Raw genomic sequence first — 22,794 nt, forward strand, 5'->3', positions numbered from 1 at the left:
ATGCTCCGGCACGCTGATATGTTCATCCAGCTGGTTCTACCCATCAGCGTCAGCCTCGACACCCTTGGACCCGTCCTCTGTTACCAGACTGCCTGGCCTGAGATTCTGCGCGCCTTCCAGGACAACCCGCATCCCTTGAGTAATAATTTCTCCCTCTATTACGGCCAGCCCATCCTGTACCAAACGCACATTCACCGGAAGAGAAGTTACTTGATCATTGTCACCGATAACATACAGAAATTGTCCCTCTGGACCATTCTGAACCGCCTGCACCGGAACGGTGAGCGCCCCCGTCAGCGTGCGCGGCGCGAGCGTTACTCTGACAAACATTCCGGGCCATAGATGTTTATCCGAGTTGGGAAATTCGGCTTTAAGACCAATTGTGCCGCTTGCCGTATCTACCGTATTATCGATAAATATCAAGCGTCCTTTTCGTGTTTGCTTTCCCGTAACCCCTAGTTCCACATTAACGGGCACTTCGCCTTTTGTGCGCGCCTGTTGCAAAGGTATAAACTCTCGTTCCGGCAAGGTAAAGCTGACGTTGATCGGATCAATCTGCGTGATATTGACGAGGATATCGTTCGGCTGCACCAGACTGCCCTGGTATACCGGAATGGCGCCGGTGCGTCCGGCAATAGGAGCAATGATCTCACTGAAACCACGGGCAATGCGATTTGCCTGCACCGTGGCCTGATCCACGGCAAGTTGACCGCGCAGCGCCTCGACCTGACTCTCCGCCACATCTAGCGCAGCCTGTGAAATAAAGTTTTGCCGGAAGAGTTCAAGCTGGCGCTCGAGGTTGCGCTCGGCATTTCTCAGATCGGCGCGGGACCTTGCCAGCTGCCCTTCGGTCTTGCTGACATTGGCATCCTCCGTGCGCGCATCAAGGGAGAAGAGCTTCTCCCCTTTCTGCACAAACTGTCCTTCCTTGATGTGGACGGCGCTAATCACGGCACTCAGCTGCGGCCGTACCGCCACCGTCTGTTGAGCGGATACCGTACCATTTGCGGTAAGTGTGACAGGTACATCGTTTTGTGCAACCACAGCGGTCACGACCGGTGTCGCCTCAACTGGCCTGTCCTTCGCCTCGGTCACACCGCTCGGATTGCGCCAGACCCAGGCCCCAGCGATCAGGGCGGCGAGTAAAATCCAATATGCCGCGAGCCTGAGGCGACGCCGGGCAGGTGCTGCCGGCTTTGTTCGAGAAATAGCTTCCATTAAAAAGTCTTACCAGGTACTGTTGAACCGGTAGGCAAAAAGTGGAGGAGCATATCAGGAAACCGTGAACAAGCAAGTGTAGCGGGCGAGGCACGAATCCCGATGCATCATGTAAAGTGTTGACGTTTGAGTTCGGCCGGCACCCAATCTAACGTACCTGCGCGTCCACTTCTGGATCATGTATCCTTGCCGCAATACCTCCACTGAGGAATTGTCAGAGGTTCCACGTGGGAATTGTCTGGGAGTTGTTTAACTGCCCCTAATCTACGATCTTTCCCCCGGCCAACCGTATCCGCCATGCACAGCGGCTGGAAATGGCCTCGTCATGAGTCACCAGAACCAGGGTGGTGCCACGCTCGCGGTTCAGTTCAAACATGAGTTCTATGATTTGTGCGCCCGTGGTGGAATCCAGATTGCCGGTCGGTTCGTCGGCCAGGACTAATTGCGGTTGCGTCACAAATGCGCGTGCAATAGCGACACGTTGCTGCTCCCCGCCGGAGAGTTGTCTGGGATAATGCTTCAGACGCATGCCGAGTCCGACCCTTTCAAGCAGTTCCAATGCGGCGGTGCTTGCATTGCTCGCGCCGGCAAGTTCAAGTGGCAGCATTACGTTTTCAATCGCAGTCAGTGCAGGTAACAGTTGAAATGACTGAAACACGAAACCCAGCATGCGTCCGCGCACCGCCGCGCGCGCATCTTCATCCAGCAAGAAAATATCCTCTCCATCAAGATGAACCTTACCGGCCGAAGGAGTATCTAATCCTGCCAGCAGTCCCAGCAGAGTCGACTTACCCGAACCCGATGCTCCAATAACGGCGACAGAGTCACCTGCATTTACCTCCAGATTGATATTCTCCAAAATCGTGAGCTGTTCGTTACCGGTGCTTACTTGCTTGGTTAACCCGATTGCCTGCACAATGGGCCGTACAACAAGGTTATCTGTCATGAAAAATTTCCTGATTATTCTCTCTATCCTATTAACTGCCGGAGCCGCCAACCCTGGCACAGCAGCACCGCCGGGATCGGCGGCCACACCCGGAACCACTACTATTATGGTATTTGGCGACAGCTTATCCGCAGGCTATGGCCTGCCGCGCGATGCCGGATGGGTCAGTTTGCTGAAGAGGCAGCTGCAAACGCAACCACAGACATATCTGATCAATAACAGCATCAGTGGCGAAACGGCGGCAGGTGGACGCGCCCGCATCGAGCAAGCGCTTAAAACCCATCGCCCGGACATTGTCATTGTCGAGCTTGGCGGCAACGATGGATTACGCGGAGCATCCATTGAATCCATCCGTGAGGATCTCGAAGCCATCATTGAAGCCTGCCAGCGAAATAAAGCCATTGTCCTGTTGGCCGGGATGCAATTACCGCCTAATTATGGCATAACATACACGCAAAAGTTTCAGGATATCTACCCGCAATTGGCTAAACGTCACGGGATCAAACTCGTACCGTTCCTATTGGACGGCTTCGGGAGCAAACGGGAGTTTTTTCAGGCGGACGGGATACATCCAACCGCCCAGGCGCAAGAAAAAATCGTCGAGAATATCTGGAAAGTCTTGAAGACGATGCTTAAACCTCAGCAAGCCGTTGCGGCCGGCAACGGCTGAAACTTCACGGGGATTCGCTATTTCGCGCTATCCAAAGGATGATTTTCCGTTTCATGAGCTCGCGCCATGCCGTTCGGTTTCAATATTGGAGCCCTTGAGTAACTTACCCGGTCTTTTCCTTTTTCCGATTTGTACTCCATAGTATCTGTGAAAAACGAATGGATAACTATCACCATATTTTACTCGCAGTGGATTTTTCGGAGCACGGAAATCATGTCACCCGAAAAGCGGCGTATTTAGCAGGAGTATTTCATGCAAAATTGAGCATTATTCATGTATTGGACAATATCCCGATGCCGGATACAGCCTATGGAACCATCATTCCCCTGAATGAAAATTCAGCATATGAATTGCTGGAAACGGAAAAATCCAAGTTGAAGCAAATCGGTGATCAATTACGAGTGGAACCGACCCTTCGATGGATGGTTTGGGGTGTGCCTGGACAGGAAATTGTCCGGATTGCCGAGAAGGAGCATGCCGATTTGATAGTTATTGGCTCCCATGGCCGTCATGGTCTCGCTTTATTGCTCGGATCAACCGCGAGTGACGTCCTGCAGCATGCCAAATGTGACGTCATGGCAATTCGTTTGCAGGATGAGGTTACGGACAGAGAACCGTTGCTGGAGAAAGCCACGCTCAGTCCTTCAGGTTGAATCCCCCGGATCGCATCTGGCCCCGGGAATACTTCGATACTTTCCAGAACCGGTAACTGTCCGTCCCCGTTTTTACCAGAATCGCCACCAGGGTTCGCCATCCACTCCGGTGGAATCGGCGAAGAACCGGCTGTTGGGGAAATTTTTCATCATCACGCGATTCGCATCGTCGCGCAAGTCAGTCATTCCCAATGCGTCATAGGCTTTCACCATAATGAATAGTGCTTCTTCCGTTGCCGGGGTCTGCGGATATTCCTTCAAGGCATATTGAGCACGGTTGGCCGCAGCGACGTAGCCCCCCCGTTTCATGTAATAACGCGCGACTTGTACTTCGTTCAGCGCTACCACGTTAACCAGATGCTTCATTCTCTGCACCGCATCAGGCGCATACTTGCTCTTGGGAAACCGGCTAACCAGTTCTCTGAAATTTTCAAATGATTCGCGAGACGCCTTCGGATCGCGCTCGCTCATATCCTGACCCAGAATTTTTTCTGATACGATGCCCATCAACCCCAGATCGTCATTGAAATTCGACAGGCCTTTAAGGTAATAAGCGTAATCCACGTTTGCATGATTGGGATGAAGCTTGATAAAACGATCGGCGGCAGCAATAGCCGAGGCAGGTTCGCTATCCTTGTAATGCGCGTAGGCAATCTCCAGTTGCGCCTGCTGCGCATAGCGCCCATATGGATAACGGGCTTCCAGCGCTTCGAATAATTTGATGGCGCCCTGGTAATTTCCATCATTCAATTCCGTTTTTGCCTCGGAATAGTATTTGCTTGCCGACCAGCTCTTGGAATCCTGCACCTCCTTGGGGAACAGACCGCATGCTGATAGCAGCAATACCAGAAATAGAGCTACACTACGCGACATAATGAGTTCGTTTGAAGCTAAAAATAGATTTGATCATTATAGCGCAAAGCCCGTACTGTCTGACTCGGCTGAAACCACCATCGAGCTGATAATACCCCAGGGGTTTGCCGGGGCACGGCTCGACCAGGCTCTGGCGCAGCTGCTGCCAGACTGGTCTCGCACCCGCCTCCAGGCATGGATTCGCGACAAACGGATAAGCGTGGATGGAGCTGAGGCTGTTCCCAAACAGAAGGTGTGGAGCGGAGAAAAGATCGAGGTCAAGCCATCGTATCATCCCATTGAAACCGGTCATGCGCCCGAAGCTATTTCGCTGAACATTGTTTACGAGGACGATTCGCTCATCGTCATCAATAAGCCCGCGGGGCTTGTGGTGCATCCCGGCAGCGGGAATTGGCGGGGAACCATGCTGAACGCATTATTGCACCACGCCGCGCAATTGAGTGGAATACCTCGCGCTGGGATCGTTCACCGGTTGGACAAGGATACAAGCGGCTTGCTGGTTGTGGCGAAAACGCTGGAATCGCAAACCAGCCTGGTGCGACAACTGCAAAACCACACCGTGAAGCGCGATTATCTGGCACTGGTGCTGGGCCGGGTTTCGACTGATGGATGGGTTGACGCACCGGTAGGACGGCATCCGGTACAGCGTACCAAAATGGCTGTCGTTGCAAGCGGTAAAGAGGCGCGTACCCATTATCGGGTACTGGAAAAGTTTGATGACTGCACTTTGCTTCAGTGCAGTCTCGAAACAGGACGCACGCATCAGATCCGCGTGCACATGCACTCCATCGGTCACCCCCTTCTGGGAGATCCCGTATATGGGGGCAAGCCGAAAAAGAGCATACACAACACGGGATCACTGCTTGCTCGTTTTCCAAGACAGGCCCTGCATGCGCAAAGGCTGGAACTGACCCATCCACAACACGGAAAAAGAATGACGTGGGAAGCAGCATTGCCCCAGGATATGAACAATCTCCTGCTGATGCTTCGCCAATGCCGTGATGAAAACCCGCTCCCGACCAAATCGGTTCCAGTATGAATAATTGGATCACACCCGACTGGCCCGCACCATGTAATGTGAAAGCCCTGTTCACCACGCGTAATGGCGGCGTCAGCAATGAACCTTATGCCAGCCTCAACCTGGGGGATCATGTTGGCGACGATCCATTAGCGGTTGAACAAAACCGCGCCCTGCTGCGCCGCTTTCTGCCGGGAGAGCCCAAATGGCTCAAGCAGGTACACGGCACGATATCCGTAAGTATCGATGGATATGATTGCACGGCCCCGATTGAGGGCGATGGGGCGTTCAGCCGGCATCCAGGAAATGTGTGTGCGGTACTGGTAGCCGACTGCCTGCCGATACTACTGTGCGATCGTGCAGGATCCGCCGTTGGGGTGATCCACGCCGGTTGGCGCGGATTGGCTGGGGGAGTCATCGAACACACGGTATCGGCGATAGGTGCGGTGGATACCCCTATCATGGCATGGCTCGGTCCGGCAATCGGACCCGATCATTTTGAGGTCGGTGAAGAGGTACGCCAGGCTTTTATCAAACACGACAGGAAAGCCGCTCTCGCCTTCCTTCCACACCCCGGAAATAATGACAAATGGTTCGCAGATCTTTTTCTGCTGGCGCGACAGCGATTGGTGGATGCGGGCGTCACCGGGATTTATGGTGGGGGCGAATGTACCTATGGCGACCCGGTCAGATTTTTTTCTTATCGTCGCGATGGCCATACCGGACGTATGGCCGGTTTGATCTGGCTAGTACCATAAGTCAGTATTTGAATTGGCAGGACTATGACTGAAGCAAACCGGAAATTGTCATTTACGGTCTTTCATGTTCCCGCCACGAGCTGTCACGGTCCAATTGCTACCGCGCTATTTGCCTGAATCTGCATCTTGCAAGAGCGTATAATCCCGCATTTTCCATTGTTCGCCGTAAATGTCTATTCTTGCCTGGATCATCGTCACCAGCCTGTTTGGCGGAACGTTAAGTGTACTGTTTGCCGCCGCGCTGACGCTTAATACCCGAACATCATGGGTGCAGATGCTCATTTCATATGCCATCGGCGCGCTGCTGGGGGCAGCTTTTCTCAATGCATTGCCGGAGGCGCTCGAGCTTTCGAAAGATCCTGCCCAGATGACAGCCACGGTGCTGTTTGGCATCCTGTTATTCTTCATTCTCGAAAAACTGGTATTGTGGCGCCACTGTCATGCAGAGGAATGCGAAGTCCATGATCCTTTGCATGCCGCCACCATCGTTGCGATTCCGCCTAGACCCATAGGCTATGCCATGGATCAGCATGATCATGGCCGCAGCGGCATGATGATCATGCTAGGCGATACGTTTCATAATTTTGTCGATGGCATACTCATTGCCGCAGCGTTCATGGCGGACGTACAATTGGGCATTGTCACTTCTATCGCCATAATCGCCCATGAGATTCCGCAGGAAGCAGGCGATTTTCTGATTCTGCTCAATTCCGGCTACACCCGGAAGCAGGCGCTGCTATTCAATCTCTTGTCGAGCGTTGCCACTCTGCTTGGCGGCATGGCGACCTACTTGATGTTGCAGGATATGAATCACCTCATTCCGTCGCTACTGGGAGTGGCCGCCGCAAGCATGATTTATGTCGCCATGTCGGATCTGATTCCCGGCCTGCACAGGCGTCCCGAAATCGGGGCCACGATACAGCAAGTTGCGCTCATTACGCTGGGGATCAGCTCCATCTGGCTCGCCGGCAGCCTGTTCACTCACCCTGCATGAGTTTAAAAATTTTGGGCCTCCTTCACTCCTGAATCGGATATTTCCTGTTTTCGAGAAATACAGGGTTCCGATACTCATTTCACCATTTCAATATTACATATGGCGTCTCTCAAACAACTGCCTCCCAAAATCGGTTTCGTCTCGCTCGGTTGCCCCAAGGCGTTGGTGGATTCCGAGCAAATTCTCACCCAGTTGCGTGCCGAGGGCTATGAAACATCCTCCACTTATGAGGACGCTGACCTCGTCGTCGTCAATACCTGCGGCTTCATTGACAGCGCAGTTGAGGAATCGCTGGACGCTATCGGCGAGGCACTGGCAGAAAACGGGAAGGTCATCGTCACCGGCTGCCTCGGCGCAAAAGACGGTGGCGAGGTGGTCAAACAAGCCCATCCGCAGGTGCTGGCGGTGACGGGTCCGCAAGCGCTGCCGGAAGTCATGGCGGCGGTTCACATGCATCTGCCGCAGCCACATGACCCTTACACCAGTTTGATCCCGCCACAGGGAATAAAGCTTACGCCCAGACACTATGCTTACGTCAAGATTTCAGAAGGATGCAATCATCGCTGCACATTCTGCATCATCCCTTCCATGCGGGGCGATCTGGTCAGCCGTCCAGTCAGCCATGTCATGCAGGAAGCGGAAAATCTGGTCAACGCGGGAGTCAAGGAACTGCTGATAATTTCACAAGACACCAGCGCCTACGGTGTGGACGTCAAATACCGCACCGGCTTCTGGCAAGGCAGGCCGTTGAAAACCCGTATGACCGAACTGGTTCGCGCCCTGGGTGAACTGGGCGTCTGGGTCCGGCTGCACTATGTCTATCCCTACCCGCATGTTGATGAAGTGATTCCGCTGATGGCCGATGGTAAAATTCTTCCGTATCTCGATGTACCGTTTCAGCATGCCAACCCACGTATTCTGAAAGCAATGAGACGCCCGGCAAGCTCCGAGAACAACCTGGCGCGTATCCATAGCTGGCGCGAAAAATGCCCGAATATCACACTGCGCAGTACGTTCATCGTCGGCTTTCCCGGCGAAACCGAAGCAGAGTTCGAACAACTCCTGGATTTCCTTCAGGAAGCGCAACTGGACCGTGTGGGGTGCTTCGCCTACTCTCCAGTGCAGGGCGCGGCGGCAAATGCGCTATCCGATCACATTCCGGAAGAGGTGAAAGAAGACCGGCGCGGCCGTTTCATGGCGGTTCAGGAAAAAATCAGTACCGAGCGCCTTGCCAGAAAAATAGGCAAACACATGACGGTGCTGGTGGATGAAGTAAGCAAAAACACAGCGATTGCGCGCAGCACTGCAGACGCGCCGGAAATCGATGGCGTGGTTTATGTCAGCAACGTGAAAAACGTGAAACCAGGCGGGTTTATGAAGGTTGAAATTGTTGGGTCCAACGAGCATGATTTGCGAGCAAAAGGCTTGCAAGACTGGCAAGGCTAACCTGCTGTTCCAACCCTCCTGCGAGTTGTACCGCCGAGCCAGCGGACCCCGGTGGGAAGCGTTGGTATGAGGGAAACTCATAGCACCATTGCGACAGGCGGCGACCAAAAAAATAATGCGAAAGCCTGGCATTAAATCTACACGGGAGATTGAGTTGAAAAAAATCCTTGTAATTGCGCTGGTGTTTATTACCGCGACCGCGACAGCGGCTGAAATTGATAAACGCCAGATCCTTCCCCTTAGTGAGCTTCAGCGAAACCACGTACTAACGGAAATGCGTGCTCTGCTAGCGGGAACGCAGAACATCCTGGATGCGCTTTACAAGGAGGATATGGCGGCGGTAGCAGATCACGCCCGCTCGCTTGGCATGGGCATGGCCCATAAGGGCGAGGATCATCTCAAAGCAGTGCTGCCGAAGGAATTCATGCAACTCGGCATGTCGGTACACAAGGCTTTCGATCAGATAGCAGTTGATGCGGAATCCTTGAAAGATCCCAAGCACACGCTACAGCAATTAAGTGAATCCCTGAAAAAATGCGGCGCATGTCACGACAATTATCAAATTCGCATTACGGAGCAACCGGCTGCCCTGGGAATGAATCCCTCCTTGCACCATCCTCACCATTAGCGAACAATTGCCCAGCGATCAGGTGCTCCAGAGCGTATTTCCTCGGGATCTGGAGATTACCGGACGCTATTAGCGCTTAAAAACCGATTTTTCTCAAATCGTAATTGCCGGTACATCCAGCCGTAACAGCGCCAGTAAAGCTGATCGGAGCGCAAAAAAATAATCAGAGTTAGGGCAATATCTTCATTTGCAGAAGGTGTCGCCCTGACCCTGATTCACTATTTATTATTATTGTAGTTATTGTTATTGGTACTACCCTCCTCTGCTACTATCAAGCAAACTTTGAAACATCCGGACGAAACAAAGTTTGTCTGATCGGCTCATCCAGCGCGACCCGAATTCGTATCCTTTTGTTATTGGCGATGCCGTCGCGATGGCGGTCAATCCAGAACTTGTAATACCTATCCCACCATTGCCACTTTTCATTTTCTCTTCGTGGCACTGTCGCAACATTCATGAGGCGACCACTCGAACTGAAAGCAAATACTGTGCCATATATGATTATTTAAATGTAAACAAAAGCTTGTAATAAAATCTCCAATGACCATCATGCGAGTGTAAGAATTTTCGGCAATCATCGTCGCAAGACCATAATCTTGGCGCTTCAACCAGAATTGCCATACCGAATTGCCATACCAATAGGCAAGAAAAATTACTGTATTGCCCCGAAAGTGGTTGTGGACTGCAGACGATAAGCCGAAGGGGCGGCACCAGGTAGTTACGCAATATTGGTTTTCCCAACCCCTGCTGGGACATGCGGTGCTTGACAAAAACCTTGAATGAGTTCTACTAGTGGGAGAATCAATTGCACGCGATAACCCCCTGACTGGGCAAGAGGGAAGCGCGCCCTTTTCGTGCAATCCTCACGGAAACGCACTCACAAGAGGAATAGAATAGAGAACACTGAACAAGGCTGTGAAAGCTTATCCTGTCGTTAGTGTCGCGCAGAGGGAAATCACGATGCCGGAGAATCAAGGCAGCAATTCATCGATAGTATTGCGTCGCGTAACCAGCGAGGACGGGACGTCTCGTTTGGTGCTTGCCGGAAATTGCACGCTGACCGCTCTTGGGAAGAGACTGCAGCCGCTCGTCGGTGAACTTGCTGCGCACGCAGCCGATCCGGAACTACAGTGGGATCTTACTGGGGTTACGCAAATGGATGACGCGGGCGCGGTTCTACTGTGGCGGGCCTGGGCCGAACACCGCCCCCGGCACTTGCTGCTTCAGCCTGAGCATGAGAGATTGTTCTGCCGCCTGGAAAAAATGCCCGCCCCCCCCGCGCCCATAGCACGAGATCGACTATGGCCGATCACTGTTCTTGGGAAAGCGGTTTTCCTGTTGTGGGACCATTTGATCGGCCTGATAGCACTTTCTGGCCAGTTATTGCTCGATGCGATGTATCTGATCGGTCACCCTGCGCGTGTTCCATGGCGTGAAATCTCCGCGAATCTATACCGGACCGGTGCGCAGGCACTGGGTATCACTGCGCTGGTCGGATTTCTCATTGGTGTCGTGCTGAGCTTTCTCTCTTCCAGGCAATTGCAGATGTTTGGCGCGGACATATTCATCATTAATATTCTTGGTGTAAGCGTTATTCGCGAACTCGGCCCGGTGCTGGCAGCAATACTGGTCGCGGGACGTTCCGGTTCTTCCATGACGGCGCAACTGGGCGTGATGAGGGTTACAGAGGAACTCGATGCGCTGACCGTGATGGGGATACCTCACAGTCAGCGGCTGGTGATGCCGAAGGTCATAGCGCTCGGCATCGCGATGCCGCTGGTGGTATTGTGGACCAGCGCAGTCGCCTTGATAGGAGGAATGGTCGTTGCTGAAATTCAACTGGGGCTGGGCTATCAATTTTTTTTAAGCAAGCTGCCGGATGCCGTAGCCATTGCGAATTTGTGGCTGGGGTTGGGGAAAGGCGTTGTTTGTGGCATGGTGATTGCGCTGATTTCCTGTCATTTCGGGCTGAGGATCAAATCCAATACCGAAAGCCTGGGTGAAGGAACGACAAACTCAGTCGTAACCTCTATTACCGTCGTTATTATTATTGATGCAATTTTCGCCGTGGTTTTTTCCAATGTTGGATTAAGGTGAAATGATAACCTGATGGCAGACGGAGAATGCATTATCGAGGTCGAGGGACTTTATACACGATTCGGCAGCCACGTCGTGCACGAAGACATCAATCTCTGCGTACGCCGCGGGGAAGTGCTGGGGCTGGTAGGCGGCTCCGGCAGCGGCAAGACCGCATTGATGCGGCAGATGCTGGGTCTGGAGACGCCGGCACAAGGGAAGGTTCGATTTTCCGGCCTACCCCTGCATGGCCAGGACCGTAAAAAATTGCAATACATGCGCAACCGCTGCGGCGTGTTATTTCAAAAAGGTGCATTGTTCAGCGCACTATCGGTATATGACAACATAGCGCTGCCTATGCGCGAGCTGCGAACACTTGACGAAGACATAATACGCCGTCTGGTAATGCTAAAACTTAAAATGGTCGATATCGACACCAGGCATGCTACCAAAATGCCCGCCGAGCTGTCCGGGGGAATGATCAAGCGCATTGCGCTGGCACGGGCTATGGCACTGGATCCCGAATTGCTGTTTTTGGACGAACCCACTGCCGGTCTTGATCCGCAACTGAGTGATGCGTTCGTCAAGCTGATCCAGGGCATGCGTCACGAATTACCACTCACCATCGTCATGGCAACGCATGACCTTGATACGCTGGTCGCACTCTCCGATCGGGTGGCAGTTCTAGCTGAACAGCGTATGGTGGCGCTTGGAACTCTGCAGGAAGTGATCAACGCGAAGCATCCATTTATTACCAGCTTTTTTTGTGGTGAGCGTGGCAAGAGGATATTAGAAAACAATCGCGGTATTTTACAGGGGTAGCATTATGGAAAACCGTGCCCATGCCCTTGCGGCGGGTTTATTCGTAATTCTTCTAACCGCAGCTGTGGCGGTCGCTGCCATGTGGTTCAGCGGCGACACCATGACGCGTGACAAATATCTGCTGGTATCAGAATTCCCCGTTACCGGTCTCAACTCCCAAGCGACCGTGCGTTACCGCGGCGTCACTGTCGGCAAAGTCGAGAATATCCGGCTGGACCCGCAAGACCCGCATACCATTCTCATCCGGATTGCCGTGGATCGGGATCTGCCGTTGACCAAGAATGCCTATGCGCAGCTCGGCTATCAAGGTTTGACAGGTCTTGCGTATGTGCAATTGAATGACGAAGGTGGCGAAGCTGAGAGACTGGAAACTGATGGAGACGATCTCGCGCAGATCCCCTTGCGTCCGTCCACACTGGATAGCATCACCAATTCGGGACAGCGCCTGCTCAGTAATGCGAATGGATTGGTAGAGCGATTAAATGTCCTTCTTAACGATCAGAACCGAACACGGTTTGAGCATATATTGGAGAATACGGAGTCGGTGACCGGGCGTTTACGCGGCGTCGTGAGTCAGCTGGAGCCTGGGCTGAAAACGTTGCCGGAACTGGCTGCCGACGCAAGTTCAGTACTGCAGCATACCGACCAACTGGTACTCGACCTTAATCAGATAACGGCGAAACTGAACCAGCAGGGAGGAACTATCGACAGCTTTGCTCAAACTGCCGGAGAGCTTACCGCCACCATGCATAAACTGCGAGAAGCAACTGAGGGAATCAAGCGCAATTCCCGCAGCGTTGATCGCGTTCTTCTGCAACTGGAAGAGCAGCCGCGGAGCCTGCTGTTTGGCAGACTGCCGCCGCCGCCCGGTCCGGGAGAAGATGGCTTCGCACCACCTGGGGAAAATTGAAATGAGAAAATTGCTGGTTCTTGCATTGATGGCACTCGCAGGCTGTGTCACGCCTCGGGCACAAACACCAATAGCGGTATATGACTTCGGCCTGCAACGACTTGCAACCGCATCCAATGCAGAAACATCGGGGAACAGGCGATTGAAGGCAAGTTTATTTGTGGCGGATGCGGCAGCACCCGGGTGGCTGGACAGCACGGCGATTCATTACCGTCTGGCATATCATGACTTGGCACAATCGCATGCTTATGCTAACAATCGCTGGGCTGCTACCCCTGCAATATTACTTACCCAGCGCATCAGGAGCCGAATTGCGGAGATCAACGATGGCGCAGTGGTGAGCGCTGCCGACGGTGCGCGGGCCGATTATATGCTACGTCTTGAACTTGAAGAATTTACTCAGGTATTCGATACCGTCGACCAAAGCCGTGCCGTAATTAAATTTCGTGCGAGCCTCGTCGAGTCCGGCACGCGTCTGTTGCTGGCGCAGCGCAGTTTCAGTATGGAGCAGGCTGCGCCTGCAGCCAATGCCCAAGGCGCAGTACGCGCCCTCACAGAAGCAAGCGATAAACTGATTGGAAATCTGATCGGCTGGCTTATCAACGAATTACCGAGGGAAAATCAAAATCCCGGAATGGCCCAAACAATTTCAGATGAATATCAATAAAAGTGCCGAAAAGAAGGAATCGAAGAAGAAGGCATTTCAGAGCCATGCCTGGGAGCATTGTTAATCACGCCTGAACGGAAAGATAGAGCGCGGAGAATCACTGCTCTTGGCAACGTATTGCAATCTTTACTTCAGTGAGCCAAATACCCGCTGCAGCAGTTTGCTACCTTGACCCATCGGATCATTTCGGATGGCCCGCTCCTCCTCCGCCATCATGAGATACAGTCCGTCGAGCGTTTTCTGTGTGACATAGTTTTCAATGTTTGCATTTTTTTCCGCCACTAAGCCAAATTTCGCGCCCTTTCCCGCGAACTCATTGTATTTTTTAACCAGACCAGCCTGATCGGTCGCGTTCTTTACTATCGGCAGAAACTTTTGAGTCAACGCTTCAGAAGTCGTGTTACGGAAGTATTGTGTTGCCCCATCATTACCACCGGTAAGTATCGCCCTGGCGTCATCCACTGACATCTCTTGCACAGCGTCCATCAGTAGCGGCTTAGCTTCGGCTGCCGCCGTTTCCGCAGCGTGATTCATTGTCACAATCAGGCCATCCGCATACTTGCTCATGCCCAGCGTGCGCATGAGACCTTCCACTTTCTGTAGTGATCCGGGCAGTGGAATTTTAACCTTGGGATTCTCGAGAAATCCGTTCTCAACCCCCAGTTTATCTACCGCTATGTTGGCGCTTTGAGTGAGTGCTTGCTTCAGGCCACCGGCGGTATCCTCGTCGGAAAGAGGGTCGCTTCCCGTAGCACAGGCGGAGATAGAAACGCAAAGCCAAACAAAAAATACAGTAATGATACGCATGGGAGCCGCTCCTGTTGGATGTCCATTGCTTACTGGCCGTGAAAATCACTCTGTTGAATAGAGCCGGTACTTCGATCAGCCGTTGTCGATACTCGCTTATATCTGATACCCGCTGTTATCTGATACCTGCCTCATGCGCCTGCTGGTCCGCATGGTAGCTGGATCGCACCATCGGCCCACACGCAGCATTGCTGAAACCCATTTCAATTGCAGCCCGCTCGAGTTCTTTGAACCCTTCCGGCGGCACATAGCGCAACACGGGTAGATGGCCGATGCCGGGTTGCAAATATTGCCCGATCGTGAGCATCTCGACGTCGTGTGCGCGTAAATCGCGCAGCACTTCAAGAATCTCCTCATCCGTCTCTCCCAAACCCAGCATTAATCCGGATTTTGTAGGGATTTCCGGAAAACGTACCTTGAAGTCTTTCAGTAATTTAAGGGAATGCGAATAATCGGCGCCCGGCCGGCACTGCTTGTAGAGCCGTGGAACGGTTTCCAGATTGTGATTCAGTACGTCCGGCGGACAGGCAAATAATTTTTCCAGAGCAACTTCCAGCCTTCCACGGAAATCCGGTACAAGAATCTCTATTTTTGTTTGCGGCGAATGATTCCGAACTTCACGTATGCAGTCCACAAAATGTTGAGCGCCGCCGTCACGCAGATCATCTCGATCAACACTGGTGATAACAACATATTTCAGTTTCATGGCGGCGATTGATTGCGCCAGATGCAACGGCTCCTGCGCGTCCGGGGGTAACGGCTTGCCATGCGCCACGTCGCAGAATGGACAACGACGGGTACAGAGATCACCCAGTATCATGAAGGTAGCCGTACCTTTACCGAAGCACTCACCGATATTCGGGCAGGAAGCTTCTTCGCACACTGTATGCAGTTTCTGCTCCCGCAGGATCCGTTTAACTTCGTAAAATTCCTGGCTGTTGGAAGAACGTACCCGTATCCATGAAGGTTTACGGAGCAGCTCGGTGGTAGATTGCGGTGCGATCTTGATGGGATTGCGTGCGGTCTTTGCTACGCCTTTCTGGCGGGTTTCAGTTGTCATGGCTAAGGGGTATGATTTCTAGAGATAGACAATATGAAAAAACTTATTCCTGCGGCTTGCAGTCCGGTTTCCCGTTATGCTGTACCGCGCCGGACACAGTGTTGCAATATATTTCCTGTATATCAATCAAGCGCCGCGTGAACATTCTTGGGTGATCGCGACACATGGGCTTGTCGGGATTGCGATATGCTTAAACCAACTTAGCCACCAAACTTAACTACCCAGCTTAACTACCCAAAAGCCTGATCTGTAATTTTTCCACAAGTTTTCTACGCAGTATTCCCGGCTCGTCGGTTATTCCAAGATCTCTGGTTTGAGTTACCTGTAACCCGGAATAGCCGCAGGGATTAATTGCGGCAAATGGAACCAGGTCCATGTGTACGTTAAGAGCCAGTCCATGATAGCAGCAGCCTTTTTTTATTTTCAGCCCCAGTGCGGCGATTTTTGCGCCGCCCACGTACACGCCCGGCGCATCGGCGGAGCCTTCAGCGTCGATGCCATAGTCACGTAGCAAGTCTACCACGGCGCCTTCCATTTTCCTGACCAGCTCGCGCACGCCCAGCTTAAGACGCCGCATGTCCAGCAGCAGGTATGCGATAATTTGACCAGGACCATGGTAGGTAATCTGACCGCCACGGTCCGTTCGAATCACAAGAATCCCATTGTTGTAGAGCAGATGCTCGGGCTTGCCTGCGATACCTTGAGTGTAAACAGCCGGGTGCTCCAGCAACCAGATTTCATCTGGAGTTATTTCCGTACGAGACGCCGTGAAGTCTTGCATCGCATGCCAGGCGGCAAGATAATCCGTCGCGCCTGAATATCTGATCTTGATATTTGACGTATCCGCTCCTGATTTGATCTCTATGAGGCACATGGTCGAAAAGCGTAGCCCCAAATTATAAGGGATTCGTTAAAGTACCATTACCACCGCGGGATGATCGCACAGTTCCTGGTATAGCGCATCCAGTTGTTCGCGGGAAGTGGCCCGAACGGTGCAGGTGAGACTCAGATAATTATTTTTGCTGCTGATCCTGACCTCCAGGCTGGTGTCGTCAAAATCGGGGGCATGGTGTTTCACAATCATCAGCACTGCTTGAGTGAAATCCTGCCGACGATGCTCCAGCGTGGCGGCACTGGATAGAGAACCCGGCAAAGAGCCAACTCGTCCCATGATCTTTACAGGAAAATCACAGGGGTATTCGATCAATGTGGTTTGGTCGGACGAACTCACAGGTTGCCGTTTCCTACGATATTGAAGGGGCGCCCCGCATAGTAGTCTGTTTATAGCTCTGGTAGAGGCGGTGCAGTAGTGCGAACATCGTTCCCGGCTTCCCATCTCCCACCGGTTTGTCATCGAGACGGGTGATAGGCATTATTTCTTTAGTTGAGGAGGTAAGCAGCAGTTCCTGGGCGGTACGCACCTCATATTCCGAAACCTCTCTCACTTCACATGGAATCTTTTCGGCAGCCGCCAACTCAAGCACGACATCATAGGTAATGCCAGGCAGCATCAGATGATTTTTTGGCGGCGCCAGCAGAATCCCGTTTTTAACCACAAAAATATTACTGGCTGCGCCCTCGGTCATGAAACCTTCCCGCAGCAATACTGTTTCCATTGCACCTGCATCAACCGCCATTTGACGCAGCAGTACATTGGGTAACAGCGAAATTGCCTTGATGTCGCAGCGTAGCCATCGGTTGTCACTGGCCGTGATCGCCGCCACACCGGTAGCGAGTAATTCTCTCGGCGGCGCCAGGAGAGGATTGCTCATGATGAATACGGTCGGCACGGCGCCTTTTGGAAAGGCATGGTCCCGCCTCGCCACACCGCGGGTGATATGCAAATAGAGATACTGGTCATCACCTTCATTGCCCGCGATGACTTGTTCCAGCATGTCGCTCCATTCGCTGTCGGAATGGGGGTTTTGCAGACGAATGCCGTCAAGGCTGTGCTGCAGGCGGAGTAGATGCTCGGCCAGCCGAAAAGGCTTGCGGGAATAAACAGGAATGACTTCATATACCCCATCACCAAAAATGAAACCCCTGTCCAGCACTGGAACACGTGCTTCCTCGATAGGCAGGAAATCACCGTTGAGATAGATCATGATGAGCCTTGTTCATAATCGGTACTGAAACGCGTCCACACTAGTTTGCGCTAATTAAATATCAGCCGCAAACTATCCCAGGCGCGGCCAAAAAAGTTGGCGGCACTCACAGTTTCCAATGCTACCAGCGGATGTTCGGCCACGGGTTTACCGTTGAGCGTGAACTTCACCACACCTACTTTTTGTCCTGCATTAATGGGCGCCACCAAGGGTTGCTTATATTCCATCTTCGCCTTCAGTTTATCCGCCTCAGATTTGGGAAGCGTAAAGTAAACATCATAACCGAACCCTGTCTTGAGTTTGTCCTGCGCGCCTTTCCATAGCTGGATGGCAATCACCTCATGCTCCTTCGGATACAGGCGGATCGTGTCGAAGAACTGAAAACCGTGATTCAACAGGCGCTGGCTTTCCATAGCGCGCGCAGCTTCGGATGCGGTTCCCATCACTACGGAAATTAAACGCCGCTCGCCGCGTCTGGCTGAAGTAACAAGGCAATAGCCGGCGGCTTCCGTATGTCCTGTTTTGACTCCATCCACGTTGGGGTCAAGCCACAGCAGGCGGTTACGATTGGGTTGGGTAATTTTATTGTAGGTATACTCACGCAGAGAATAAAGCGGATAGTATTCGGGAAAATCCCGGATCATGGCTACCGCCAGCAAGGCGAGATCGTGAGCGGTACTGTAATGCTCGGCATGCGGCAGCCCGGTTGAATTGGTGAAACGAGTGTTCTTCATTCCCAAACGGCTCGCCTCCTTATTCATTAGCTGCACGAAGGCGCTCTCCGAGCCGGAGACAGCTTCTGCCAGCGCTATGCACGCATCATTACCTGACTGCACGATCATTCCGCGCATCAATTCATCAACCGTTACCAATTTGTTCGGCTCGATAAACATGCGGGACCCTTGTGAGCGCCAGGCACGCTCTGACACTGCCACAGACTGTGTCAAGGTGATGCGCTTCTGGTAGAGGGCCGAGAAAACCACATATGCCGTCATCAGCTTCGTAAGCGATGCAGGTTCAACACGTTCGTGAGCATTCTGACCGATCAAAGTCTGTCCACTCTGAAAATCAGTAAGAATGTACGATTTGGCGGCCAGCGATAACGCTTGCGGCGCGACGTGGATCTGAGATTGCTGAGCAGCCACAGGCAAGGCAAGCAGGCACAGCAATAGGGGAAGGCAACGTTTCATGGCAAAACTGCAAAAAACGTTATTATAGCCCAGCCACGGGGAACACGTTATCCGGTATGTCAGGCGGGCTTTTGTCCCGCGTCATTTGCCGCCACGGTTGCGACCGCAAAGGCTGAACCCGTCCTTCCAGCCCAGCCGGTATTGAGCATCAGCAGTAAATCGGCGCTGGTCCTTGAATCCGTAAGAAGTTTTTTTTGCGGTCTCGCAACCATCAATATACCCGTCCTTGAAGGCGGCCGAGTAGCCGGCAAGGTTATAAACGGGCCGCGTGGTTGTCGGCAAGGGTCCGGCGGGACGTTGGCTCGGCCCCGTGGTCGTGCAACCTGCGAACGTAATCATCAGAAAAATTGCCACGATCAAACGCATGGCCGCCCTCCTCTACTTGATAGGGATATTGCCAAATAACCCCAAGTCATCTCGGGTCGGCATGAAGGCCGACCGCAGTAGCCGAAAATACCGAGAGCTGCTTGGCCCCGCACCCATACAACATCGAGAGAATATTGTAACCGTCAGCGCCTGCGCCCACTACCAAAGATACTACCTAAAACACCCCGAAAGATTTCCCGGCCGACCCGTGAACCAATGGAGCGAGCCGCACTTTTCGCTGCCGCATCGAGAATGCCCGGCTGATGGCCGCCGCGCGGGCCATTTTTACCGAGCAGCATATCGCCCAGCATATCCATCATGCCGCTGCTGGCGCCCGTCCTTTCCGACCTGTCCGACCGGGGTACTGCATCGCTCCCGTCATCTTGTTTGAGTTCTGTACGACTTTTGATTATTTCATACGCCGATTCCCGATCCACTCTCTGCTCGTAATGGCCGAAAATAACGGATGACCGGATGATGGCGCTGCGTTCCGCCTCGGTGATCGGACCTATTCTCGATGCAGGCGGCAGGATGAATGCTTGCTCGACCATGTCGGGACGGCCTTTCTCGTCCAGTAACGACACGAGAGCTTCACCGACCGAGAGTTCGGTGATTGCTTTTTCGGTATCGAAAGCGGGGTTGGCGCGCATGGTTTGGGCGGCCGACCTGACTGCTTTCTGGTCGCGCGGGGTAAACGCGCGTAACGCATGCTGCACACGGTTGCCAAGCTGACCTAAAACACTCTCCGGGATGTCCAGCGGATTCTGAGACACAAAATACACGCCGACGCCCTTTGAGCGTATCAATCTCACCACCTGCTCTATTTTCTCCAGCAGGGATCTGGGCGCTTCGTTAAACAGGAGATGAGCTTCATCGAAGAAAAATACCAGCTTCGGCTTCTCCGGATCACCTACTTCGGGAAGATGCTCGAACAGTTCCGACAAGATCCACAGCAGAAACGTCGAATACAGCTTCGGAGAGTTCATCAGCTTGTCCGCTGCCAGGATATTGATCATGCCGCGACCCCCGGCGCCGGTTTGTATCAGGTCATTGATGTCGAGCATCGATTCGCCGAAGAAGTGATCGCCACCCTGTTGTTCGATCTCCAGCAGCGAGCGCTGAATTGCACCGATCGAGGCGGCTGAAACGTTGCCATACTGAACCGTGAACTCCTTCGCGTTAGTGCCGACAAACTGCAACATGGTGTGGAGATCTTTCAAGTCAAGCAGCAATAGCCCGTTATCATCTGCGATTCTGAATACGAGGGTCAGCACGCCCTGTTGTGTGTCGTTAAGGTTGAACAACTGCCCGAGCAACAGCGGTCCCATATCCGATATGGTTGCGCGCACCGGGTGTCCGGATTTACCGTAAATGTCCCAGAATGTAACCGGGCACGCCATCCATTGCGGCTCATCAAGCTTGAGTTGCGCAAGCCGCTCCTTCATTTTCGGCGAAACCGCACCTGCAACGGAGAGGCCTGCGAGATCGCCCTTGACGTCAGCCATGAACACGGGCACGCCAATCGATGAGAATCGCTCGGCCAATACCTGTAGCGTAACGGTTTTGCCAGTACCGGTCGCCCCGGTGATCAGCCCATGCCGATTGGCAAAATGGGGCAAGAGCGCGATTGCGCTATCGGAAGGAGCAATTATCAACGGTTCTGGCATGGGTTCGGGATTGGTTTAACAAGACTTCAACGACTTGGCATTATCGGTTTCGCGATTAAAAATCCACTCTTTTTGCTTACCCGGCCCAGGTGGCAATCTCCAGCAGCAGAAGCAGCGCAAGCCACAAAATCAGGGTGCGCCAAACCAGGCCAACGGTACTTTGCAGAAAATCCGCGTCGGCTTCTTCGCCCACGCCTAATTCGGGACGATAGTGCCTGCTGCCGGCCTCTCGCAACGGATCTCCCAGGCAGACTCCAAGTGCACCCGCACCACTGGCCAGAATGATGCCCTGGTTGCGGTCCATCCAGGATGCCGCTTGTGCACGCCAGCAATAAATCGCATCCTCGAAATTGCCCGCGATGGCAAAACTCATGGCAGTCGCTCTTGCCGGCAGCCAGTCAATGATCCTGAATGCTTTCACGGCAAAGTCCCCAAATGCGTCCGGACGTGCGCCCCAGCGCTCATCCAATAGTTCTGCCAGTCGATACAGGACCGCCCCCAACGGTCCGGGCAGTAGTGCGAAACAGATAATAACCCCGAACACATAGCGATGCGAATAAATCAGGCCCATCTCGATGGTGATTCGCGCAATTTCCTGGCTGCTGAGGTCGTCTGCTTCCACCCCATGCAGCTTCCACAACAGCTTGCGAGCAAGAAACAAATCCTTGTTCTGCAGCGCATCGCTGATTTCATTGGATGAATAGCTGAACTGGCGAAAACACATGGTGAGATAAAGCGTTATTACGTTCCATGCCCACGCCAGCAGGGGGCTGAGGCTATACAATAAATAGTAGATCCAGCCGGAGAGCAGCAGTACGGGGATTACGGCGACGACCCAGGCAGCGATGATGTGTCTGCGCAGGCCGGTGTTGAAATAACCCTCCAGCGAATCGGCATAGGAGAGAAAAAGCGAGACAATACGGTTGCGATCGCTACCGGGACGCCATCGCTCCAGCAGGAGAACGAAAATCAATGAAAAAAAGGTCATTGCAAAAAGGCCATTGTAGTCAAGTCAACTCGCTTTCAAATATGCTGGCAACATTATCGCAGCACTGATTTGAGCACCTTGCCCATCTCGGCCGGATTTCGCGTGACTTTTATCCCGCACTCCTCCAGCACCGCCAGCTTTTCCTGCGCGGTGCCCTTGCCACCCGAGATGACTGCACCGGCATGCCCCATGCGTCTGCCTGGCGGCGCCGTCAGGCCCGCAATGAAACCCACCAGTGGTTTTTGCATATTATCCCTGACCCAGCGGGCGCAGTCTTCCTCGTCGGAACCGCCGATTTCGCCTACCATCAAAACGGCATCCGTTTCATCGTCGTCATTGAACAGTTTCATCACATCAAGGTGTTTCAGGCCATTCACCGGATCACCGCCAATACCTATACAGGTGGACTGCCCCAATCCCTGCCCCATCAATTGCGCCACCGCCTCGTATGTCAATGTTCCAGAGCGCGACACCACGCCGATGCGGCCCTTCTTATGAATGTAGCCCGGCATGATACCTATCTTGATTTCGTCGGGTGTGATAATGCCCGGACAGTTGGGGCCGATCAATCGGGTCTCACGCCCCTGCATCTTGTAGCAGGTTCGCAACATGTCGCGAACCGGGATGCCCTCAGTAATGCAGATTACCAGGTCCAGTTCAGCATCCACCGCCTCATCAATCGCGGCAGCAGCAAATGGCGGCGGCACGTAGATTACGGAAACCGTTGCACCGGTCGCCTGCTTTGCCTCCCTGACGGTAGCAAATACCGGAATACCTTCGAAGTCCTCGCCCGCTTTTTTCGGATTCACGCCGGCGACAAAACAATCTTTTCCGTAAGCGTAATCACGGCACATCCGAGTATGGAACTGCCCGGTCTTGCCGGTAATACCCTGCGTAATCACCCGGGTGTCCCGGTTAATCAGGATGGACAT

Annotated in this window: 24 protein-coding genes; 11 read left to right on the forward strand and 13 right to left on the reverse strand. The window is 53.1% G+C overall.

The genetic code is table 11. The annotated features are described in order from the left end of the window. Positions 1-36 precede the first annotated feature (36 nt). Both CRO05_RS12545 and CRO05_RS12550 read right to left on the reverse strand, forming a co-directional pair. The gene (locus tag CRO05_RS12545) at positions 37-1,218 is read right to left on the reverse strand and encodes an efflux RND transporter periplasmic adaptor subunit (protein WP_097067476.1); all 1,182 of its coding nucleotides are present in this window, start codon (positions 1,216-1,218) and stop codon (positions 37-39) included. 259 nt (positions 1,219-1,477) lie between these two features. Further along, entirely contained in the window at positions 1,478-2,164 is a 687-nt protein-coding gene (locus CRO05_RS12550; RefSeq protein WP_097067477.1) for an ABC transporter ATP-binding protein, read from the reverse strand. Between CRO05_RS12550 and CRO05_RS12555 the strand changes: the two genes are divergently transcribed. After that, complete coding sequence (locus CRO05_RS12555) at positions 2,163-2,834, forward strand: arylesterase (RefSeq protein ID WP_097067478.1); 672 nt, start codon at positions 2,163-2,165, stop codon at positions 2,832-2,834. The two genes, CRO05_RS12550 and CRO05_RS12555, sit on opposite strands and share 2 nt — an antisense overlap. 158 nt (positions 2,835-2,992) lie before the next feature. Beyond that, positions 2,993-3,487: a universal stress protein gene (locus CRO05_RS12560; RefSeq protein WP_097067479.1), complete on the forward strand. Its 495-nt coding sequence runs from the start codon at positions 2,993-2,995 to the stop codon at positions 3,485-3,487. A 72-nt stretch (positions 3,488-3,559) separates the two neighbouring features. Here CRO05_RS12560 and CRO05_RS12565 read toward each other — a convergent pair whose 3' ends face one another. Beyond that, positions 3,560-4,360 carry an outer membrane protein assembly factor BamD gene (locus tag CRO05_RS12565; protein ID WP_097067480.1) on the reverse strand — a complete coding sequence of 267 codons (801 nt, stop codon included), beginning with the start codon at positions 4,358-4,360 and terminating at the stop codon, positions 3,560-3,562. A gap of 1 nt (position 4,361) precedes the next feature. Between CRO05_RS12565 and rluD the strand changes: the two genes are divergently transcribed. The 9 genes from rluD to CRO05_RS12610 all read left to right on the forward strand — a co-directional run bounded on the left by rluD (position 4,362) and on the right by CRO05_RS12610 (position 13,679). Continuing rightward, entirely contained in the window at positions 4,362-5,399 is a 1,038-nt protein-coding gene (gene rluD, locus CRO05_RS12570) for a 23S rRNA pseudouridine(1911/1915/1917) synthase RluD (RefSeq protein ID WP_097067481.1), read from the forward strand. Next, entirely contained in the window at positions 5,396-6,136 is a 741-nt protein-coding gene (gene pgeF, locus CRO05_RS12575; RefSeq protein ID WP_097067482.1) for a peptidoglycan editing factor PgeF, read from the forward strand. The genes rluD and pgeF overlap by 4 nt, the downstream gene beginning before the upstream one ends. Positions 6,137-6,305: 169 nt before the next feature. Next, a complete protein-coding gene (locus CRO05_RS12580) occupies positions 6,306-7,130 on the forward strand; it encodes a ZIP family metal transporter (protein WP_097067483.1) in 825 nt (274 codons plus the stop codon). Positions 7,131-7,229: 99 nt separating this feature from the next. Beyond that, a complete protein-coding gene (rimO, locus tag CRO05_RS12585; protein WP_097067484.1) occupies positions 7,230-8,576 on the forward strand; it encodes a 30S ribosomal protein S12 methylthiotransferase RimO in 1,347 nt (448 codons plus the stop codon). Between the two features lie 154 nt (positions 8,577-8,730). Next, positions 8,731-9,204 carry a hypothetical protein gene (locus CRO05_RS12590; protein ID WP_097067978.1) on the forward strand — a complete coding sequence of 158 codons (474 nt, stop codon included), beginning with the start codon at positions 8,731-8,733 and terminating at the stop codon, positions 9,202-9,204. A gap of 960 nt (positions 9,205-10,164) precedes the next feature. Next, positions 10,165-11,301, forward strand: coding sequence for an ABC transporter permease (locus CRO05_RS12595; RefSeq protein ID WP_097067485.1), 1,137 nt, complete (start codon positions 10,165-10,167; stop codon positions 11,299-11,301). A 12-nt stretch (positions 11,302-11,313) separates the two neighbouring features. Beyond that, positions 11,314-12,102 carry an ABC transporter ATP-binding protein gene (locus CRO05_RS12600; RefSeq protein WP_097067486.1) on the forward strand — a complete coding sequence of 263 codons (789 nt, stop codon included), beginning with the start codon at positions 11,314-11,316 and terminating at the stop codon, positions 12,100-12,102. A gap of 4 nt (positions 12,103-12,106) precedes the next feature. Continuing rightward, the gene (locus CRO05_RS12605; protein ID WP_097067487.1) at positions 12,107-13,012 is read left to right on the forward strand and encodes an MlaD family protein; all 906 of its coding nucleotides are present in this window, start codon (positions 12,107-12,109) and stop codon (positions 13,010-13,012) included. 1 nt (position 13,013) lies between these two features. Continuing rightward, on the forward strand, positions 13,014-13,679 hold the full coding sequence (locus tag CRO05_RS12610; RefSeq protein ID WP_097067488.1) for an ABC-type transport auxiliary lipoprotein family protein: 666 nt from the start codon (positions 13,014-13,016) through the stop codon (positions 13,677-13,679). Positions 13,680-13,805: 126 nt separating this feature from the next. On the opposite strand, the gene CRO05_RS12615 is transcribed toward CRO05_RS12610, so the two are convergent. The 10 genes from CRO05_RS12615 to sucD form a co-directional block, all read right to left on the reverse strand. Then, positions 13,806-14,486: a DUF4197 domain-containing protein gene (locus tag CRO05_RS12615; RefSeq protein ID WP_097067489.1), complete on the reverse strand. Its 681-nt coding sequence runs from the start codon at positions 14,484-14,486 to the stop codon at positions 13,806-13,808. Between the two features lie 115 nt (positions 14,487-14,601). After that, positions 14,602-15,546 carry a lipoyl synthase gene (lipA, locus tag CRO05_RS12620; RefSeq protein WP_097067490.1) on the reverse strand — a complete coding sequence of 315 codons (945 nt, stop codon included), beginning with the start codon at positions 15,544-15,546 and terminating at the stop codon, positions 14,602-14,604. A gap of 226 nt (positions 15,547-15,772) precedes the next feature. Next, complete coding sequence (lipB, locus tag CRO05_RS12625) at positions 15,773-16,420, reverse strand: lipoyl(octanoyl) transferase LipB (RefSeq protein WP_097067491.1); 648 nt, start codon at positions 16,418-16,420, stop codon at positions 15,773-15,775. A 36-nt stretch (positions 16,421-16,456) separates the two neighbouring features. Next, a complete protein-coding gene (locus CRO05_RS15905) occupies positions 16,457-16,777 on the reverse strand; it encodes a YbeD family protein (RefSeq protein ID WP_255405903.1) in 321 nt (106 codons plus the stop codon). A gap of 13 nt (positions 16,778-16,790) precedes the next feature. Further along, the gene (locus tag CRO05_RS12635) at positions 16,791-17,651 is read right to left on the reverse strand and encodes a D-amino acid aminotransferase (protein ID WP_097067493.1); all 861 of its coding nucleotides are present in this window, start codon (positions 17,649-17,651) and stop codon (positions 16,791-16,793) included. A 50-nt stretch (positions 17,652-17,701) separates the two neighbouring features. Next, positions 17,702-18,841 carry a D-alanyl-D-alanine carboxypeptidase family protein gene (locus CRO05_RS12640; protein WP_097067494.1) on the reverse strand — a complete coding sequence of 380 codons (1,140 nt, stop codon included), beginning with the start codon at positions 18,839-18,841 and terminating at the stop codon, positions 17,702-17,704. An 81-nt stretch (positions 18,842-18,922) separates the two neighbouring features. Beyond that, on the reverse strand, positions 18,923-19,207 hold the full coding sequence (locus CRO05_RS12645) for a hypothetical protein (RefSeq protein ID WP_097067495.1): 285 nt from the start codon (positions 19,205-19,207) through the stop codon (positions 18,923-18,925). 143 nt (positions 19,208-19,350) lie between these two features. Next, the gene (locus tag CRO05_RS12650) at positions 19,351-20,874 is read right to left on the reverse strand and encodes a helicase HerA-like C-terminal domain-containing protein (RefSeq protein ID WP_097067496.1); all 1,524 of its coding nucleotides are present in this window, start codon (positions 20,872-20,874) and stop codon (positions 19,351-19,353) included. Positions 20,875-20,950: 76 nt separating this feature from the next. Beyond that, positions 20,951-21,862: a CobD/CbiB family protein gene (locus tag CRO05_RS12655; RefSeq protein ID WP_097067497.1), complete on the reverse strand. Its 912-nt coding sequence runs from the start codon at positions 21,860-21,862 to the stop codon at positions 20,951-20,953. A gap of 53 nt (positions 21,863-21,915) precedes the next feature. After that, positions 21,916-22,794 carry a succinate--CoA ligase subunit alpha gene (sucD, locus tag CRO05_RS12660; protein ID WP_097067498.1) on the reverse strand — a complete coding sequence of 293 codons (879 nt, stop codon included), beginning with the start codon at positions 22,792-22,794 and terminating at the stop codon, positions 21,916-21,918.

The sequence above is a fragment of the Nitrosovibrio sp. Nv4 genome (genome assembly GCF_900215485.1).
In the GTDB taxonomy this organism is placed as follows: domain Bacteria; phylum Pseudomonadota; class Gammaproteobacteria; order Burkholderiales; family Nitrosomonadaceae; genus Nitrosospira.

Coding starts and splice junctions, on each gene's coding strand:
- CRO05_RS12610 (WP_097067488.1), top strand. CDS start 13,014: ATGAGAAAATTGCTGGTTCTTGCATTGATGGCACTCGCAGGCTGTGTC.
- CRO05_RS12605 (WP_097067487.1), top strand. CDS start 12,107: ATGGAAAACCGTGCCCATGCCCTTGCGGCGGGTTTATTCGTAATTCTT.
- lipB (WP_097067491.1), bottom strand. CDS start 16,420: ATGTGCCTCATAGAGATCAAATCAGGAGCGGATACGTCAAATATCAAG.
- CRO05_RS12645 (WP_097067495.1), bottom strand. CDS start 19,207: ATGCGTTTGATCGTGGCAATTTTTCTGATGATTACGTTCGCAGGTTGC.
- CRO05_RS12655 (WP_097067497.1), bottom strand. CDS start 21,862: ATGACCTTTTTTTCATTGATTTTCGTTCTCCTGCTGGAGCGATGGCGT.
- CRO05_RS12565 (WP_097067480.1), bottom strand. CDS start 4,360: ATGTCGCGTAGTGTAGCTCTATTTCTGGTATTGCTGCTATCAGCATGC.
- rimO (WP_097067484.1), top strand. CDS start 7,230: ATGGCGTCTCTCAAACAACTGCCTCCCAAAATCGGTTTCGTCTCGCTC.
- CRO05_RS12640 (WP_097067494.1), bottom strand. CDS start 18,841: ATGAAACGTTGCCTTCCCCTATTGCTGTGCCTGCTTGCCTTGCCTGTG.
- lipA (WP_097067490.1), bottom strand. CDS start 15,546: ATGACAACTGAAACCCGCCAGAAAGGCGTAGCAAAGACCGCACGCAAT.
- CRO05_RS12595 (WP_097067485.1), top strand. CDS start 10,165: ATGCCGGAGAATCAAGGCAGCAATTCATCGATAGTATTGCGTCGCGTA.
- sucD (WP_097067498.1), bottom strand. CDS start 22,794: ATGTCCATCCTGATTAACCGGGACACCCGGGTGATTACGCAGGGTATT.
- CRO05_RS12560 (WP_097067479.1), top strand. CDS start 2,993: ATGGATAACTATCACCATATTTTACTCGCAGTGGATTTTTCGGAGCAC.
- CRO05_RS12580 (WP_097067483.1), top strand. CDS start 6,306: ATGTCTATTCTTGCCTGGATCATCGTCACCAGCCTGTTTGGCGGAACG.
- rluD (WP_097067481.1), top strand. CDS start 4,362: ATGAGTTCGTTTGAAGCTAAAAATAGATTTGATCATTATAGCGCAAAG.
- CRO05_RS12600 (WP_097067486.1), top strand. CDS start 11,314: ATGGCAGACGGAGAATGCATTATCGAGGTCGAGGGACTTTATACACGA.
- CRO05_RS12555 (WP_097067478.1), top strand. CDS start 2,163: ATGAAAAATTTCCTGATTATTCTCTCTATCCTATTAACTGCCGGAGCC.
- CRO05_RS12635 (WP_097067493.1), bottom strand. CDS start 17,651: ATGATCTATCTCAACGGTGATTTCCTGCCTATCGAGGAAGCACGTGTT.
- CRO05_RS12650 (WP_097067496.1), bottom strand. CDS start 20,874: ATGCCAGAACCGTTGATAATTGCTCCTTCCGATAGCGCAATCGCGCTC.
- CRO05_RS12545 (WP_097067476.1), bottom strand. CDS start 1,218: ATGGAAGCTATTTCTCGAACAAAGCCGGCAGCACCTGCCCGGCGTCGC.
- pgeF (WP_097067482.1), top strand. CDS start 5,396: ATGAATAATTGGATCACACCCGACTGGCCCGCACCATGTAATGTGAAA.
- CRO05_RS12550 (WP_097067477.1), bottom strand. CDS start 2,164: ATGACAGATAACCTTGTTGTACGGCCCATTGTGCAGGCAATCGGGTTA.
- CRO05_RS12615 (WP_097067489.1), bottom strand. CDS start 14,486: ATGCGTATCATTACTGTATTTTTTGTTTGGCTTTGCGTTTCTATCTCC.